This is a genomic window from Methanobrevibacter millerae (assembly GCF_900103415.1).
Classification (GTDB): Archaea; Methanobacteriota; Methanobacteria; order Methanobacteriales; family Methanobacteriaceae; genus Methanocatella; species Methanocatella millerae.
Genome location: NZ_FMXB01000001.1, coordinates 14,486 through 30,748 on the forward strand (window position 1 = coordinate 14,486; position 16,263 = coordinate 30,748).

16 protein-coding genes are annotated in these 16,263 nt (G+C 38.3%); 12 read left to right on the forward strand and 4 right to left on the reverse strand.

All coding sequences use genetic code 11. The features are described from left to right. Nucleotides 1–186: 186 nt before the first annotated feature. Both gdhA and F3G70_RS00095 read left to right on the forward strand, forming a co-directional pair. Nucleotides 187–1,521: an NADP-specific glutamate dehydrogenase gene (gdhA, locus tag F3G70_RS00090; protein WP_149730678.1), complete on the forward strand. Its 1,335-nt coding sequence runs from the start codon at nt 187–189 to the stop codon at nt 1,519–1,521. A gap of 161 nt (nt 1,522–1,682) precedes the next feature. Continuing rightward, the gene (locus F3G70_RS00095) at nt 1,683–2,324 is read left to right on the forward strand and encodes a DUF447 domain-containing protein (RefSeq protein WP_149730679.1); all 642 of its coding nucleotides are present in this window, start codon (nt 1,683–1,685) and stop codon (nt 2,322–2,324) included. Between the two features lie 53 nt (nt 2,325–2,377). Here F3G70_RS00095 and F3G70_RS11930 read toward each other — a convergent pair whose 3' ends face one another. Both F3G70_RS11930 and F3G70_RS00100 read right to left on the reverse strand, forming a co-directional pair. Next, on the reverse strand, nt 2,378–2,515 hold the full coding sequence (locus tag F3G70_RS11930; RefSeq protein WP_188118005.1) for a hypothetical protein: 138 nt from the start codon (nt 2,513–2,515) through the stop codon (nt 2,378–2,380). Nucleotides 2,516–2,533: 18 nt separating this feature from the next. Continuing rightward, complete coding sequence (locus F3G70_RS00100; protein ID WP_149730680.1) at nt 2,534–3,454, reverse strand: hypothetical protein; 921 nt, start codon at nt 3,452–3,454, stop codon at nt 2,534–2,536. A 672-nt stretch (nt 3,455–4,126) separates the two neighbouring features. Between F3G70_RS00100 and F3G70_RS00105 the strand changes: the two genes are divergently transcribed. Next, nucleotides 4,127–4,501, forward strand: a complete 375-nt coding sequence (locus F3G70_RS00105) for a hypothetical protein (protein WP_149730681.1) — start codon at nt 4,127–4,129, stop codon at nt 4,499–4,501. Between the two features lie 71 nt (nt 4,502–4,572). On the opposite strand, the gene F3G70_RS00110 is transcribed toward F3G70_RS00105, so the two are convergent. Continuing rightward, nucleotides 4,573–5,037, reverse strand: a complete 465-nt coding sequence (locus F3G70_RS00110) for a winged helix-turn-helix domain-containing protein (protein WP_149730682.1) — start codon at nt 5,035–5,037, stop codon at nt 4,573–4,575. 138 nt (nt 5,038–5,175) lie between these two features. On the opposite strand from F3G70_RS00110, the gene F3G70_RS00115 reads away from it, so the two are divergent. From F3G70_RS00115 to F3G70_RS00125, 3 genes are read left to right on the forward strand one after another with little or no spacing between them, the layout of a single operon-like run. After that, a complete protein-coding gene (locus F3G70_RS00115) occupies nt 5,176–5,625 on the forward strand; it encodes a hypothetical protein (protein ID WP_149730683.1) in 450 nt (149 codons plus the stop codon). A gap of 24 nt (nt 5,626–5,649) precedes the next feature. Beyond that, nucleotides 5,650–6,144 (forward strand): zinc-ribbon domain-containing protein, encoded by a 495-nt coding sequence (locus F3G70_RS00120; RefSeq protein WP_149730684.1) that lies wholly within the window; start codon nt 5,650–5,652, stop codon nt 6,142–6,144. A 21-nt stretch (nt 6,145–6,165) separates the two neighbouring features. Then, entirely contained in the window at nt 6,166–6,720 is a 555-nt protein-coding gene (locus F3G70_RS00125; RefSeq protein ID WP_149730685.1) for a zinc ribbon domain-containing protein, read from the forward strand. Between the two features lie 83 nt (nt 6,721–6,803). Here F3G70_RS00125 and F3G70_RS00130 read toward each other — a convergent pair whose 3' ends face one another. After that, nucleotides 6,804–7,259 (reverse strand): hypothetical protein, encoded by a 456-nt coding sequence (locus F3G70_RS00130; protein ID WP_149730686.1) that lies wholly within the window; start codon nt 7,257–7,259, stop codon nt 6,804–6,806. 190 nt (nt 7,260–7,449) lie between these two features. Here F3G70_RS00130 and glnA point away from each other — a divergent pair, with 190 nt between their 5' ends. From glnA to F3G70_RS00160, 6 genes are all read left to right on the forward strand, one after another. After that, complete coding sequence (gene glnA / locus F3G70_RS00135) at nt 7,450–8,787, forward strand: type I glutamate--ammonia ligase (protein WP_149730687.1); 1,338 nt, start codon at nt 7,450–7,452, stop codon at nt 8,785–8,787. A 185-nt stretch (nt 8,788–8,972) separates the two neighbouring features. Beyond that, complete coding sequence (locus tag F3G70_RS00140) at nt 8,973–9,890, forward strand: glutamine amidotransferase (protein ID WP_149730688.1); 918 nt, start codon at nt 8,973–8,975, stop codon at nt 9,888–9,890. A gap of 12 nt (nt 9,891–9,902) precedes the next feature. Continuing rightward, nucleotides 9,903–10,556: a GltB/FmdC/FwdC-like GXGXG domain-containing protein gene (locus tag F3G70_RS00145; protein WP_149730689.1), complete on the forward strand. Its 654-nt coding sequence runs from the start codon at nt 9,903–9,905 to the stop codon at nt 10,554–10,556. Between the two features lie 4 nt (nt 10,557–10,560). After that, on the forward strand, nt 10,561–11,634 hold the full coding sequence (locus F3G70_RS00150; protein WP_149730690.1) for a Coenzyme F420 hydrogenase/dehydrogenase, beta subunit C-terminal domain: 1,074 nt from the start codon (nt 10,561–10,563) through the stop codon (nt 11,632–11,634). Next, entirely contained in the window at nt 11,635–13,122 is a 1,488-nt protein-coding gene (locus tag F3G70_RS00155) for a glutamate synthase-related protein (RefSeq protein ID WP_149730691.1), read from the forward strand. Between the two features lie 54 nt (nt 13,123–13,176). After that, nucleotides 13,177–15,819, forward strand: a complete 2,643-nt coding sequence (locus F3G70_RS00160; RefSeq protein WP_149730692.1) for a PEP/pyruvate-binding domain-containing protein — start codon at nt 13,177–13,179, stop codon at nt 15,817–15,819. The last annotated feature ends 444 nt before the right edge of the window (nt 15,820–16,263 follow it).

The following is a 16,263-nucleotide window of genomic DNA, read 5'->3' on the forward strand; positions in this document are numbered from 1 at the left end:
AACTGGTATATAAATATGTATGCTTTTAAAATTTTATTGTTAGTTTGTCCAACAAAATCATTAATTAAACTCAATTTATTCGGTTTTTTTCAAAAAATTTGTAAAATATTAAATATGAGAAACTACAAAAAAATTAATGTATTATCAAATTGATATTTTGATAATTATTTAATTGGAGGAATAATTTTGTCATACGTAGACGATGTAATTGAAACTATTATTGCACAAAACCCTTCCGAACCGGAATTCCACCAAGCTGTACGCGAAGTATTGGAATCCTTAAGGGTTGTTATTGAAGAAAATGAAGAAGAATACAGAAAAAACGCACTTCTTGAAAGATTAACCAATCCGGAAAGACAAATCAAATTCCGTGTCCCATGGATAGACGACAACGGACAGGTACAGGTCAACACCGGATACCGTGTCCAGTTCAACTCAGCTATCGGACCGTACAAAGGCGGATTACGTTTCCACCCTTCAGTAAACTTAGGTATCATCAAGTTCTTAGGATTTGAACAGATTTTCAAAAACTCATTAACCGGCCTTCCAATCGGCGGAGGAAAAGGAGGATCAGACTTCGATCCTAAAGGAAAATCAGACAGGGAAATCATGGCATTCTGTCAAAGCTTCATGACCGAATTATGCAAATACATCGGAGCTGACACTGATGTGCCTGCAGGAGATATCGGTGTAGGCGGCCGTGAAATCGGATTCCTGTTCGGTCAATACAAAAGAATCAGAGGATTATACGAAGGAGTATTAACCGGTAAAGGATTATCATTCGGTGGATCTCTGGCAAGAACTGAAGCTACCGGATACGGATTATTATACTTCACAAACGCAATGTTAAAAGCAAACGATATTGATATTGCAGGAAAAACCATTGCAGTATCAGGCGCAGGTAACGTTGCAATTTACGCTATCGAAAAGGCTCAGCAGTTAGGCGGAAACCCAGTAACCTGTTCCGACTCAACCGGATGGATTTACGATCCTGAAGGAATCGACGTTGAATTATTAAAAGAAATCAAAGAAGTAAAACGTGAAAGGTTAACTGCATACGCTGAAGCAAGACCATCTGCAGAATACCACGAAGGAAAAGGCGTATGGACCGTAAAATGTGACATCGCACTTCCATGCGCTACCCAAAACGAATTACAGTTAGAAGATGCTAAAACTTTAGTTGAAAACGGCGTTTTAGCTGTCGGTGAAGGAGCAAACATGCCAACCACTATCGAAGCAACCGAATACTTACAGGCTAATGACGTTTTATTCTCACCTGGTAAGGCTTCAAACGCAGGTGGAGTAGCTACTTCAGCACTTGAAATGTCACAGAACTCACAAAGATTAGCATGGACCTTTGAAGAAGTTGACTCAAGACTCCAGACTATCATGGAAAACATCTTCGCTGAAGCTGCAGCAGCTGCAGAAGAATACGGCTTAGGCAAAAACTACGTTGCCGGAGCAAACATTGCAGGATTCAAGAAAGTTGTTGACGCAATGAACTCACAGGGAATCGTATAGATTTCCTTCTATTTTTTCTTTTTTTAACTGAAAAATCAATTCATTAATTACTGTTTTTATGTTAATTCATGCAATTGGCATGTTCCGTGATATGATTAACCACTATTTTTAATTAGATTATTGAATAGATATTAATATTGAAAGTTATTAATGGGGATGAGATGGCTATGGATTTGACAGATATCGGAATTGAAGAAGGACAGAAATATGAGGGGATTTACACTACCATGAGCAGGGACGGTGTAAAAAATGCCGCGCCAATAGGAATTGTATGCAAAGGCAAGGATAAACTTGGATGCAGACTGTTTGTCGGCACCACAACCCTGAAAAACATTATGGAAACGCGCAAATATGTTGTAAACATTACTTTCGATCCTATAAATTTTGCAAATTCAACAATCGGAAACCTGGATATTGAAGAGTTTACGGATGATGAGGACATTGCAATACTGAAAAATGCAGAGGCATATGTCATTTGTGATGTCACAGACATTAGAAAGATGGATCCGATAAAAGACCATGTAACATCAAACGGGGAAGCTTATATCATAAGCAGCGATGTTGTTAAAATCGTCAAGAACAATCCATGTGCAAAGGCTTTAAACCGTGGAGTATTCGCCCTTCTGGAATGCCTTACAAACTATACACGGCTTGACCTTGTAAGCAAGGAGCAGCAGGATTATTTTGTTGGAAGGTTTAATGAAAACAATCGCATGATCAAGAGGGTTTCAGGGCCCGATACGATAAAGGCCATGGAGATTCTTAAAAAAAGCATGATAGAAAAAGGTTTTGATGTTGAATAAGGCCTTAATTTATTTGAAAACATCTAAGTGTTGAAGCTAATATTAAATAGAGCCTAATTGGATGATTCGCTCCAGTCATCACAGGTATCATCTATTTTAACTAATTTTTTATGGAATCCGCAGTAGTATTGGGTGCAAAGGCCAATATCAAATTCCACGTGTTCGCAGTTATAGCATTCTTTTTCATCCATGATGTTTCCCACCAGATATTAAATTTTAGCAGTAATTGATAACAGTTTTTCAAACGTGTCTTTGTTTAATGTAACGCGCCCTTCGCCATCCATTTTACTTTTGGCTTCTTCTAAAATATCATTCATTTCCTTTTTTTCTAGTTCTGCTTTTTTAACAGCATCTTTTGCTTCGTCTCTTTCTTGTTCTGTTTTTTTAACAGCATCTTTTGCTTCGTCTCTTTCTTGTTCTGCTTTTTCAACAGCTTCTTTGATTAATCGTTTTTCGCGTCTTTCGAGTCTTGAATATGACATGGTTATCGTCTCCATTAAGTCATCAGCCAAATCTTCATCATCCACTATCAAATCGACTAAAATCAGTTGACATAACCAGATTTTACCTCTGTCTTTTTCGCAGATATTTAATCGAGGAGTTAATTGGCATAACTCTTTAATTAATTGGTCTTCATTATCATAGCCATGATTGGTTAATGGTAAGATGGAGAAAACGTATTTCTCATCTTCATCTAATTCTAAGTTGTTTTCAACTTTGTTTTTAATAGTATTTAATACTGTTGCACCATCAATATCCGGCAGGATATGATATTTTGCAACATAGTCCCAATTCGGCATGACATGAAGTCTGTCAACGGATTTTCTGTCATTATCGACAACAATAATCCTTTGATCGATAATTTCTTCGTAGAAGAAGTAAGCATCCATCACATATTTGAAATCTCGGGTTAAATGAGATTTGGATAGAGGCTGTTTGTGAAATTCGATGTTCACGTAACCCTTTTTTCCTTTAAGCAAAATATCCATTGATTTAACATCTGATCCTGGTCTGAAAATATCTGACGCAATGACTTCATAATCATCATCTGCCAAATCAGTACCTCGAACTAATGCATTAACAAAAGAATATGTAGCTATTTTTAAAATAGAATCATATGGCTTTGTCATGTTATTCTCAAGAGGTTTTATTTGATAAATTTCAATCACCTTTTATGATTTTTTAATCAATGATATTGCCGGCGTTATCAAATTGACAAAAATATTTAATTTTAAAGTAGTATATAAACTAGCTAGTTTCTTTTCATACAATATAACCTCATTAAATAAATATTCTAATGAAAAGGTGAAATTATAATCACTTTAGAAAAAAAGATTAAAATACTTCAAATAAAATCGGGCATCATAATTCGGTGAAAAATCTGGAAAGAAAAACACTCCAAATAAATCAATTTACCTTCAATAAAATGGCATTCTCCAAACAAATTACTTATAATTATAAAAGCAAAATGCGATTTATAAACATCGTCATGTAAAATCAATATTTTTCATCAGCAACATGTGATGCAGGAAATTATTTAAAACAATTTATTCATATTTTAAAAATCAGTGAAAAATTACCTTCCGGAATCAACATGCTAAAAAGCAGGTAAAAATTAATAAAGTTATTGGATTTTTTTAATTTTTACTGAAATCGCAGTTTTCGATTTATCCAATTTTTTGTGATAAGTAAATTCTATCAAGGAAAATGAAATGTTGGGTCGGTTACAATTTCGATTTTTAAGTTACTTTGAAAAAGAAGTTAATATAGTGGCTACAAATATCAAAATGGGAGTTAATAATATGCATGATTTAAAAAAGGTTGAAGAGAAGTTTCATGAATACTTAAATTCAAGATTAATTAAAGGAGTTTATCGTATTGATGAACTTAAATTAACTGAAGACTTATTGGAACAGCAGGAAGCATTTTACATACCATTCGGGTGGATATCCTATTTTCTGGTCATTGAAGATGAAAAGCCCGTAGTTTATGTTAATGCATGTACAAGAATGGATTTGGACATAATCGGCTTTGTTGATGAAAACGGCTATGAAGATTATGATTTGTGGGATAAGAATCTTGATAAGGAAGTGAGCAAGAGATATCGCAATGCTTTTAAAAACGTTAAGAAATTTGATTACGATGATTTGAAATTTATAAGTGACGTTGAACGTTAATTTAATCTTATTAATCTTTTAAACCATTCCTCCAGCAGATTTAATTAATTGCTTGGGGAGGGCGTTATTTTCTATTGGTTTTTGATAATGTCTAAATAATTTTTACCTTTATCGGTGATTTTGTAATACCGGTATCGTTTGTCGTTTTCATTAAGGCAAACGACCAATCCGTATTCCTTCAGCGTTTTAAGATATTTTGATATGTTATAGCTGCTGTCATCTATGTCCTTGCTGATTTGTGATGGTATTTTGCTTTCTTCTTCCAATGATTCCAATACTCTTATTCTTTTTTCGGAACGATTCAATAATGAGATAACTTCTGCACTTTCTCTTTCTTTGTGATTTGGAAATGGAGTATTGGCTTTGATTTTGTTATAGCTAATGTTTTCATTTTTTATTATTTCTTTTAATTCCTGGTTTTCCTGTTTCAGCTGTATCTGTTCTTCCTTAAGCTTTTGTTCCTCAATGATTCTTCTCAGTTTTTTATTTTCTTTTTTCAGTTCCAGGTTCTCACTCAGCAATTCTTCCTTGTCCATATTTAAAGTTTTGATTTTATACTATTTTATTAATAATTGTAAACTATTAGTATACTATTAGTAATGTTTATATGTTGTGTTTATCAAAAATATCTGTAAGTATGATATTTTAAAAAGAATTGAAGGTGGTGATAATGTATGATTGTTCGTAAACTGAACTTTTTGATGCCTAAACATGGTTATAAAAAAGTTGAAGTAAGCATATATGGAGAAAAAAATATCTGTACAATTTACATTGAAAATAAGGGATATGCTATTTATATTAATGGAAACGAGGAAGACATGTTCTTAATTAAGACCAATATGTCTCCTGATGAATTTAAATCCAGAAAAAATGCTGAAGATAATGAGGATTTTATCAATCTTATCAAATTATTGTTGGATCAAATATATGCTGATATAGATATTCCTGAATATGAGGAACAACATCATGAATTTGTATTTCTGAAAATCATGGATTATTTTTCTAAAAATGACTTTAAAGTAATTAATGAAGGTTCTGATTTGTATAAAACTATTGAATGGGGTTTTATGAAATTGGACATTGATTTATTAAATTTAAAGGTTAATAATGAAACAAATAATTAAAAAATCATTTATTAGGTGATAAACATGGTTAATTGTCTTGTTTGTGGAAAATCTATAGAAGATGAAAAATTTTGTTCGAATTGTGGCTCAGCTATCCATAAAGAAAGAAAGGTTGATAATGATTTGTCAGATATTAATAATACTAAATATTGTACTAATTGTGGTGAACTGGTGGAAGAGAATGATCAATTTTGTTCATATTGTGGAAATCAAATAAATGGCGATAACTTCTCTGGAAATAAAATGGAAAATTGTGAAAATATCGATAAAACAATTAATGATGCAGAAATAGGTTCTAAGGATATTTTAAAAGAAGCAATACCAAATACGAAACGAAGTTTAAAACATTTGGATTGGAAAGATTTGGTAGGTGGGCCAGTATACACATCATTAAGAAAATATAACAGAGGAAAAAATAAGCAATGTGTATATTGTGGCACACCTTATGAAGACGAATCTGATTACTGTATGGAATGTGGAAATAATCTTAAAATTCAAAGAAAGCAAATGGGAGAGTAGCTTAATAAAAATGGTGATTATATGGTAAAATACTGTTCGAATTGTGGTCATGTAGTAAGTCACGATGATAAATTTTGTGAAAATTGTGGATCTAAGATAGAAAATAACGAAACCAGTAATAAAACAGTAAATAATAAAGGCACTAATGAAGTAGTAACCAATGCAGATACGATAGATAGCGATTATTTGATAAGTATATTAATAATTGGTGGAATTTATACTGTTATTGCTTTATTAATTGGTGTTATTTTCCTTGCATTAACAATGGGCACTATAAACGGCAATTTAATATGGGGATATGACTCAGGTCTTACTTGGTGGAGTTTTATCGTAGGAGTATTTGTTATGTCCTGTCTTATAGGGATATCCGAAGAAAATCTAATTTATAAAGTTTCATGCGGTTTTATAACTGGTTTGTTTACTTCTATATTATGCATGCCTGTAGTTTCATTATTATGGGGAGAAACTATGTCAAGTGCATTATCTTTGCTTTGGGGAAATCAAACATTTATATTAATAATAGTTGGGGTTATAACATCTGTAGTGGTTAGTATGCTCTTTTCTGATAATAAATAAAAATTATTTTCCGCTTTTCTGATAGTATAAAGAAATTTTATTACTTATTTATTTGCTTATATTATTGATGTATAAGGTTATTTTCAATAAACCCCAATATCCTTTTCGCTTTCATTGGCCATATCAACGAGAGGACCTTTCACAATGCAGTCAAAGGCAATATTGCTTCCTTTGATTATCAATAGCTTATCGCCTCTTTCCAATTCAAAATGATTCATTATCTGCGAAGACAATTCCAACCTATCACCGATCATTCGCAAACGGCAATAGCTTTTGCCCTTATAGCCTATAATCCGGCCTGAATCGCTTTCAAGTTCCGGGTTCTCGGATATGATATGGGACAGCCCGGAAGACTTTAAGGTTTCAAATTTTGATATGCAGAAGCCTCCTGAAGCCTTGCTTGCCGTAAAAAGCACTATATCTGCCTCACAACCAAGACCATAATCATTAATTACCTCTGAAGGAAAGCGTATGCTATTATCAGAGCCGATAACCGACCATCCGTAGACGTTTTTTCCCCGATGCCTTAACTGAACCATATTGTCACCCTTCAATTGAAAACACTTAATTACAGCAATCCCAAATTTTTTCGTTCATCAAAATATTTATATATCACTAATGATAAAGTATAGTAGGAAGGAAACTTCCTTCCGACTAAATTGCCGATTTTGTCAGAAGGCTTTTCCACCTTCCGTTCATTAAATAAATGAATAAAATGATGTGAAAATTATGTCAGGAAAAGATAATAAATTAGACCAAATAATAAAGACGATTGACGAAAATGATATAAAATTTCTGAAATTACAGTTCTCAGATATCCATGGACTGCCTAAAAGCATGGCTGTTCCGCTTAAAAAAGCAGCTGACGTTGAAGACATTGTAAATGACGGATTACTCTTTGACGGATCATCTGTCGCAGGTTTAGCTTCAATCAATGACAGTGACCTGCTTGCAAAACCGGATATCAACACCTTCTCAATGATTCCATGGAGACCTGAAGCAAAAGGTACCAGCCGTTTCATCTGTGACATTTTCACAACCGACGGCAAACCTTACGACGGAGACCCAAGGGGAGTCTTAAAAAAATCATTACAGCTGGCAGAAAAAAGAGGATACCAGTTCAACATGGGTCCTGAACCGGAATTCTTCATCATCAAAAAGGACGAAGACGGACACTACATCCCTGCAGACGAAGCTGAATACTTTGACGTAGAGCCATTAGACCAGGGAACTGACATCAGAAGGGAAATCGTATTAGGTCTCGAAAAGCTTGACTTCGACGTTGAAGTAAGCCACCACGAAGTGGCAGCAGGTCAGCACGAAGTCGACTTCAAATACGCAGATGCTTTAAAAACGGCAGATGCTGTTATCACATTCAAGGAAGCTGTTAAAGCTTTAGTTAACAATTTAGGTTTCAAGGCAACATTCATGCCAAAACCATTCCTGGGAATCAACGGTAGCGGAATGCACTGTAACCAGAGTTTATTCAAAAACGGAGAAAACATCTTCTACGACCCAGATACCGAAACCCAGATTTCACAGGAAGCATTGTACTTCATCGGAGGACTGTTAAAACACGCTCCGGCTTTATCATCAATTTTATCCCCTACCGTAAACTCATACAAACGTCTTGTACCTGGTTACGAAGCACCATGCTACATCGCATACGGATTCAAAAACAGGTCAACATTATTAAGGATTCCTGCATCCCGTGGCTTAGGTACGAGAATCGAATGCAGGTCAGCTGACCCATCCTGTAACCCTTACTTAGCATTCGCTGTGCTTCTTGAAGCTGGTTTAGACGGTATGGACAACAAGATTGATCCTGGTGAACCAACCGAAGAAAACCTCTTCGCATTTTCCGAAGATGAGCTCGTAGAGAAAGGAATTTCAAGCCTTCCAACCAGTTTATGGGAAGCATACCATGCTCTTGAAGAGGATGAGGTTGTCAAAAACGCAATCGGAGAAAAGGTCTTCAACCAGTTCTACAACATCAAAAGGGCTGAATGGGACGCTTACAGAATTCAGGTATTCGATTACGAAAGGGATGAATACTTAGACGTATAGAATCATTTCCGGGCAGTCAAATCTGCCCTTTCTAAAATTTTTTTGGGAGGTATTTTGAAAAGTTTGGGAAAGATCATTTTGGCATATGAAAATTTGTTTTTATTTGAAAAGGCATATTGTAGATTTATTTGAAAGGCATATGAAGAATTTAATACACTGATTATTTATTTTTGGAGGTAGAAAATATGTGTGGAATAGCAGGTGTAATATATAAGGATAAGAAATCTCACCATGTGGGTGAGGCATTAACCTCAATGCTCGAATCACTTCAGCACAGAGGTCCGGATTCAGCAGGTTATGCAATATACGGAAGTTTAAACTTCCCTGATAACTACTATCAGTTAAACATTGAAGTCAAAAGAAAAAGGGGAGTTTTAGACAATTTAAAATCATTATTAACCCAATTCAGTCCAATATTTGAAGAGGAAATCGTCGAATCCGTAGGGGACTCAGACGTGTACAAATGCAAAATCGCATTGGACGAATATTCACTTTTAAAACCATGTATCAGCGAAATAGACGACTTAAAAGACGTTAACGTCATAAACGGTTCACATTCCTTTGAAATGATAAAGGACACTGGTAAAGTCAAAGACATTGCAGAGCGTTTCGACGTTCCAAGCAGAATGGGAACCCACGGAATAGGACACACTCGTTTTGCAACAGAAAGCGGCGTTGACCGTTATCACGCACACCCTTACCAGAGCTATATCATACCTGACATCACGGTAGTGCACAACGGCCAGATCACCAATTACTGGAAAATAAGAGATCCTTTGGAAAGGAAAGGACACACCTTCGAGTCATTCAACGATACCGAATGCATCGTTCACTACATGGCAGACAAGCTCAATCAGGGATACAAGCTTGAGGAAGCTTTGGACCAGGCAGTGATTGATCTGGACGGTCCGTTTTCAATACTTGTCGGAACCCCGAACGGCATTGGAATCGCAAAGGACAAGCTCGGACTAAGGCCGGGCGTAATGGTTGAAACCGATGAAATATTTGCCGTTGCTTCAGAGGAAATGGCACTTCACGACGTCGTCGATTCCGACCAGATTGAACAGATTGCTCCTGGCGAGACAAGGGCTTACACAATCTAGGAAGGGATTTTCATGAAAGAATACGTTATTGACGCTAAAAACATGGAAGAAAAGGATTTAAACCGTGCCATCAAGGAGCATGCAATTAACTATGATAAATTAATCATCGACAATCCCGATTCCAAGCACAACATCTGCGCAGGGCTCAGCGAAGAGGTTGAAATTCAAATCAACGGCTCTGCAGGATATTTTGTGGGAACCATGGTCAACGGCCCAAGAATACACATCAACGGGAACGCAGGATGGTTTGCCGGAGACAACATGACCGAAGGCGAACTCATCATCGAAGGAACTGCCGGTGACGGCGCAGGACAGGGAATCTATGGAGGAACTGTTTTAGTTAAATGCGGTGCCGGTTCAAGAACTGGTGAAATTATGAAAGGCGGAACCGTCATTATCGGCGGAAACAGCGGATTCATGACCGGACTTCTCATGATGGGAGGAAGACTCATAATTCTCGGTGACGTTACAGATGACGTCGGAGAATCAATCATGAGAGGCACAATCTACGTTCTTGGAGACGTCAAAAGCCTTGGAAAAAATGCTGTTTTTGAGGATTTCACTGAAAAAGACAAAAAAGAGCTTGAAGAAATCTTAACAGAATACGGCTTTGATTTGACAGACGAAGACTATTCAAACTTTAAAAAAATCGTTAATAGGAGCTAATAAAATGAGTGAAGATAAAATAGCAATGGTCGGAACGCCATGTGAAATTATGGCAGCATCCAAACTTCAGCATTACACAGATAGCCCTATTGATGTTAAACTGGGCTTGTTCTGTATGGAGAACTTTTCATATAAGTATTTCGTAAATCTCCTGAAAGAATATGATTTGAAAATGGATGACATTGAAAAGTTCCAAATCGAAAAAGGATTCGTATTTCTATTATTAAAGACAAAGGAAACGATTAAAATTCCTTTATCAGTAGCTAAAAGGATTATCAGGAAAAACTGTAACATATGCGTTGAACTGACCTCTGAAACCTCAGACATCTCAATAGGTTCAATCGGATCACAAGACGGCTGGTCAACGCTGATTATAAGAACCGAAAAAGGTGAAGAAATCGTAAAGGGTGCAATAGAGCAGAGATACATTGAAGCTGAAGACTTTACAGATTCACAGTTCGCATTATTGGAAAGACTTGCAGAAAACAAGATTAACAAAAACCTTGAGCATATCGAGCAGAGGGAGTTTCTTGCAAGGCCGGTATTATATCAAAGGGACAAATCAGACGATTCAATTGAAAAGGAGTTTTCAGAATCTGATTTCTCAGACTTAAGGACCAATGTCATTGACGTTGGAGCATGTGTTTTATGCGGTGCGTGCGAATATGCATGTCCAGAAAACCTAATCACAATTGATGATACGAAACCAAGAATGAAAGGGGAATGCCCACCGGACTGCCACGCATGCTTTGCCGTATGTCCGAGGACATTCATACCTGAGAACTTAAGAAACGATAATTCAAAAGCCATAGGCGATTATCTGAAAGTGCTGACGGTAAGGTCTATCAAGCATTCACAGGGTCAGGACGGATCAATAGTCACAACTCTTTTAGACTATTTATTAACCAATCAGATCGTAACCGAGGCATTAATTGTCGATAAAAAGGACGAGCTTGCCTGGAAGCCTTATGCCAAAAAAACCGCTGACATCGACGAGGTTGTCAAATCCGGAGGAACCAAGTATTCAGTCTGTCCGGTATTCAAGGCACTTAAAGACACTGAAGAGGGGGTTAACTAAATGTCATTTACAGTAGAAAGGAAAATTGAAATCTGCCGTCAGAACAACGACCGTCCGGGCTGCTGCTGGTATCTTTGTGACAATCCCCACAAGTCCTCTTGTAAGAACTGTTACAGCTGCTATTCAAACTGTCCGCATAACGTTTATGAGGTTATAAACGACGAACCTCTCCCTATTCATCAGGAAAACTGTGTGGGATGTAAAATCTGTGAGGAAATGTGTCCGACACACGCAATTTACGTAAGACCTTTGGTTGATGAAGGCAGAGGTGTCTGGTCAAACTCAACGATGGTTGAAATCAAGCGTAAAAGCCAGACCGGTTCATACAAGGTCCGTGGATGCGGATTGACAAGAAGAATTCCGACATTCGATGACTTAAGCATTTTACCGGCACAGGTATCAAGGCCTCCGATTGACTCATACAGAGAAGCCTGCAAGACCTCAGTGGTTTTAGGTGACCGCTTTGCTGAAAATCCGATTGAAATCGACACTCCTATAATGATTGGGGCAATGTCATTCGGTGCATTAAGTAAAGAGGCAAAAATAGCTTTAGCTATTGGAAGCAGCAAAGTCGGCTCAATTGCAAACACCGGTGAAGGAGGAATGCTTCCGGAAGAAAGGGAATATGCAGACAAATTGATTGCACAGTACGCATCAGGCCGTTTTGGAGTGTCTGCAAGCTATCTAAACAACGCCGAAGCAGTTGAAATCAAAATCGGTCAGGGAGCAAAATCCGGTATGGGAGGACACTTATTAGCCCACAAGGTTACAGCAGAAGTGGCTAAAGTGAGAAACATCCCTGAAGGAACTTCAGCATTAAGCCCTGCAAGGCACATGGACATTGTCGGTCCTGAGGATCTGGGAATGAAAATCAATCAATTAAGAGAAATCACCGACTGGAAAATCCCTATCATTGTCAAATTCGCATCAGGCCGTGTCGAACAGGATGTTAAAATCGCCGCTAAGGCCGGAGCAGACATTATCGTTGTCGACGGTATGCAGGGAGGAACCGGTGCCGGACCTGAAGTCGTAACCGAACATGCAGGTATTCCGACAATAGAGGCAATCGTCAAGGCAGACGACGCATTAAAGGAAATCAACTTAAGAAGCGAAGTCAGCTTAATTGCTGCAGGGGGAATAAGGTCCGGAGCGGACGTTGCAAAGGCAATAGCTCTGGGTGCAGATGCGGTATACATCGCTACATCAGCATTAATCTCTATAGGATGTAAGGTCTGTCAGAGCTGTTCTGAAGGAATCTGTCCTAAAGGTATCGCAACCCAGGACAGGGCTCTTAGAAGAAGGCTTGACCCTATAAGGAAAGGCCAGCAGGTTGCAAACTACATTGAGGCAATGACTCAGGAAGTAACCTCACTGACCCAGCAGGCAGGTAATACGGACATTGAAAATCTGGAACGTCAGGACCTTGTAGCATTGACAATGGATGCATCACAGCTGACTGGAGTGCCTATGGTGAGCAAAAAGTATTAATCGAGGTAAATTAGGTTTTATAAAAACAAGGATAAAAATTAAGGAGATATTATTATGGCTGCATTCGATAGAATTGAATCAGGAATTCCCGGACTTGACAAGGCTTTGGACAACATTCGTCTGGGGGACAATGTGGTATGGAACGTCACCAACCTCAACGAATTCTCATACTTTGTCGATCCTTACGTGAAACAGGCAAAAAAAGACAACAGGAACTTAATTTACATTAGGTTTTCCAACGATCCTCCATTAATAGAAATGACTGACGAGGATTTCAGGCTTTTGGATATCGAAGAGGAAAATCCTGACACCGAGTTCTGCATGATAGAACGTGACGGAATCAAGATTTACCGCGTAAATCCTTATAACCAGTTCGAAACATTCACTCTTGAAGTTCATAGAATCATAGAAAAGGAAGGCTTTGACGCATTTTACGTTTTCGACTGCTTAAGCGACCTTCAGGCCGTATGGTCAACTGACCTGATGATGGGAAACTTCTTCAAGGTAACCTGTCCGTTTCTTTTCCAGCTGGACACAGTCGCATTTTTCCCTATCATCAGGGGAAGGCACTCATATGACGCAATCGCAAAGATACGTGAAACAACACAATTATTCTTAAATGTTTACTCAAACTCCCCCGAGGAGCTTTACGTCACTCCCCTTAAGGTATGGAACAGGTATTCCCAGACGATGTTTCTGGGCCACAAGTTCAACCCGAGAACACGTTCCGTCAAGGTTCTCCAGGACGGCCAGGAAGTGAGCAAATACTACAAGGCGCTCAATTCCGACAAGTATCAGGGCGGACAGACCCTGGACAGCTGGGAAAGGTACATGCTTCAGGTCAGAATGAAATATGAGGAAGGACAGAACATCGACGACGAGTGCGACAAGATCTGCGAGCTCATGATGACCAAGGACGAGAAGATGCTTTCAAGAATCAAGGAATACTTCACTTTCGAGGACTACATCACGATTTATGACCGCCGTGTCGGAAGCGGACTCGTTGGGGGAAAGTCCTGCGGAATGTTGTTGGCAAGAAAGATTATAGAACGGAACTGTCCAGACATCTACAACAACAATTTCGAGCCTGACGACTCATTCTACATAGGATCAGACCTCTTTTATACTTACATAGTTTCAAATGGCCTTTGGGACTTGAGGGTAAAGCAAAGAACTCCTGAAGGATATTACAAGTACGGTAAGGAGCTTGAGGAAGCCCTGAAAAACGGAACGTTTTCAGACCAGATTAAAAGGGAATTCATAAAGATTCTCGATTATTTCGGACAGAACCCTATCATCGTGCGTTCAAGCAGTTTTCTGGAGGACGGATACGGAAACGCATTTGCAGGAAAATACGAATCAGTCTTCTGCGTAAACAGGGGCTCTCTTGAGGAACGTCTCGCAGCATTTGAAGAGGCCGTAAAGACGGTTTATTCAAGTACCATGAACATTTCCGCACTTGAATACAGGAAAATCAACGGCCTGGACGATACTGACGAGCAGATGGCATTGCTGGTTCAGAGGGTTTCAGGATCATACTACGGAGACTACTTCTTCCCTACCGCAGCAGGTGTTGGATTCTCATACAGCCCTTATTCCCCGCTTCCGGACATGGACAACAGCAAGGGAATGCTGAGGCTGGTAATGGGTCTCGGTACAAAGGCCGTTGACAGGACCAAAAAGGACTATCCGAGAATCATCAATTTGGATAAACCTGAAGTGACGTTAATGAAGGACATCAAGGAAAAGCACAGGTATTCACAGCATTATCTTGACGTAATCGACTTGAAGGAAATTACTCTCCACGACATTCCGGTCGATGACGGCCTTGAAGTCATTCCGGGCCATGCCAAAAGGGTTTTAGTCGAGCATGACCGTGAGGCCGAAAGGATGTTCAGGGAGCGCGGTCAGCGCCGTGATATAGTATTCGTCAACTGTGAGGGTATGGTTAAGAACAAGGAATTCATCGGCGACATGAAGGAGATTTTAAGCACCCTGCAGATAGCATATGAATATCCGGTTGACATCGAATACACGGTAAACGTCGGAGAAAACAATACATACAACATCAATCTGCTGCAGTGCCGTCCGCTTCAGGTGTCAGTAAACAACGAGGTCATTGAAATGCCTGAAGGCAAGGACGTATTCTTCCATATCAAGGAATCCTCCATGGGAATGTCAAGAAAGAACGTTATTGACACCATCTGTTATGTGGATCCCCACAAGTACTACGAATATCCTTATGCCCAGAAAAGCTCAATACCTCGCATAATCAGTGACGTTAACGCATACTGCAAAAACAATGACAAAACAGCCATTCTCATAGTTCCAGGAAGAATCGGTACCTCCTCTCCGGAATTGGGAATTCCTGTAGTCTTCGCCGATATCAGCCACTTCGCAGCAATCCTCGAAGAGTCATACAGCGAAGTCGGATACATGCCTGAGCTCTCATTCGGAAGCCACATGTTCCAGGATCTGGTTGAGGCCGAAATATACTACGGAGCGTTGTTTGAAAACGAGAAAAACCTTGAATTCAACAAAAAAATGGTCTATGAACGTCCAAATATCTTAAAGGATATCAATCCTAATTTGTCTGACGAGATATACGACATGATACAGGTCATTGACTTCGATGAGGACAAGGCGGAGCTTTATCATGATATGAACAAGGATGAAACACTATGTATCTTTAATTAGTTGGTAATGAAAGAGATTTCATTATTCCAGGGTTAGGCGGGTGGGACATATGCCTTTTTATTTGGAGTATTGTCTTTTTCCACACAAAAAGATTTACAAATAAAAGCAAACGTATGACAAATTTTCACGTGATTAATGGCTCTGTCTTTAAGGCGGGGCTATTTTTCACAATAAGTCAGCTATTTTTTAGGATTTTTTGAAGTGTCCGTAAATATCGGACAGTTGAAACTAAAGCATTATTTTGTTGGACTGTCGACAAGTTGTCGACGTTTGAAAATCTCAGTTGATGCAATAAAATTAGTTAAAACTAGTTTTTTAACAAATAATCAATGGTTAAATTAGTGATGGAAGTGTGACAATCTGTCACGGGTTGGAAATCTTTCTTCAACTGTTGCCATTTCAAGTTGAAGTTTAACCTTCTATTTTTTCTTCGATAATTATTGC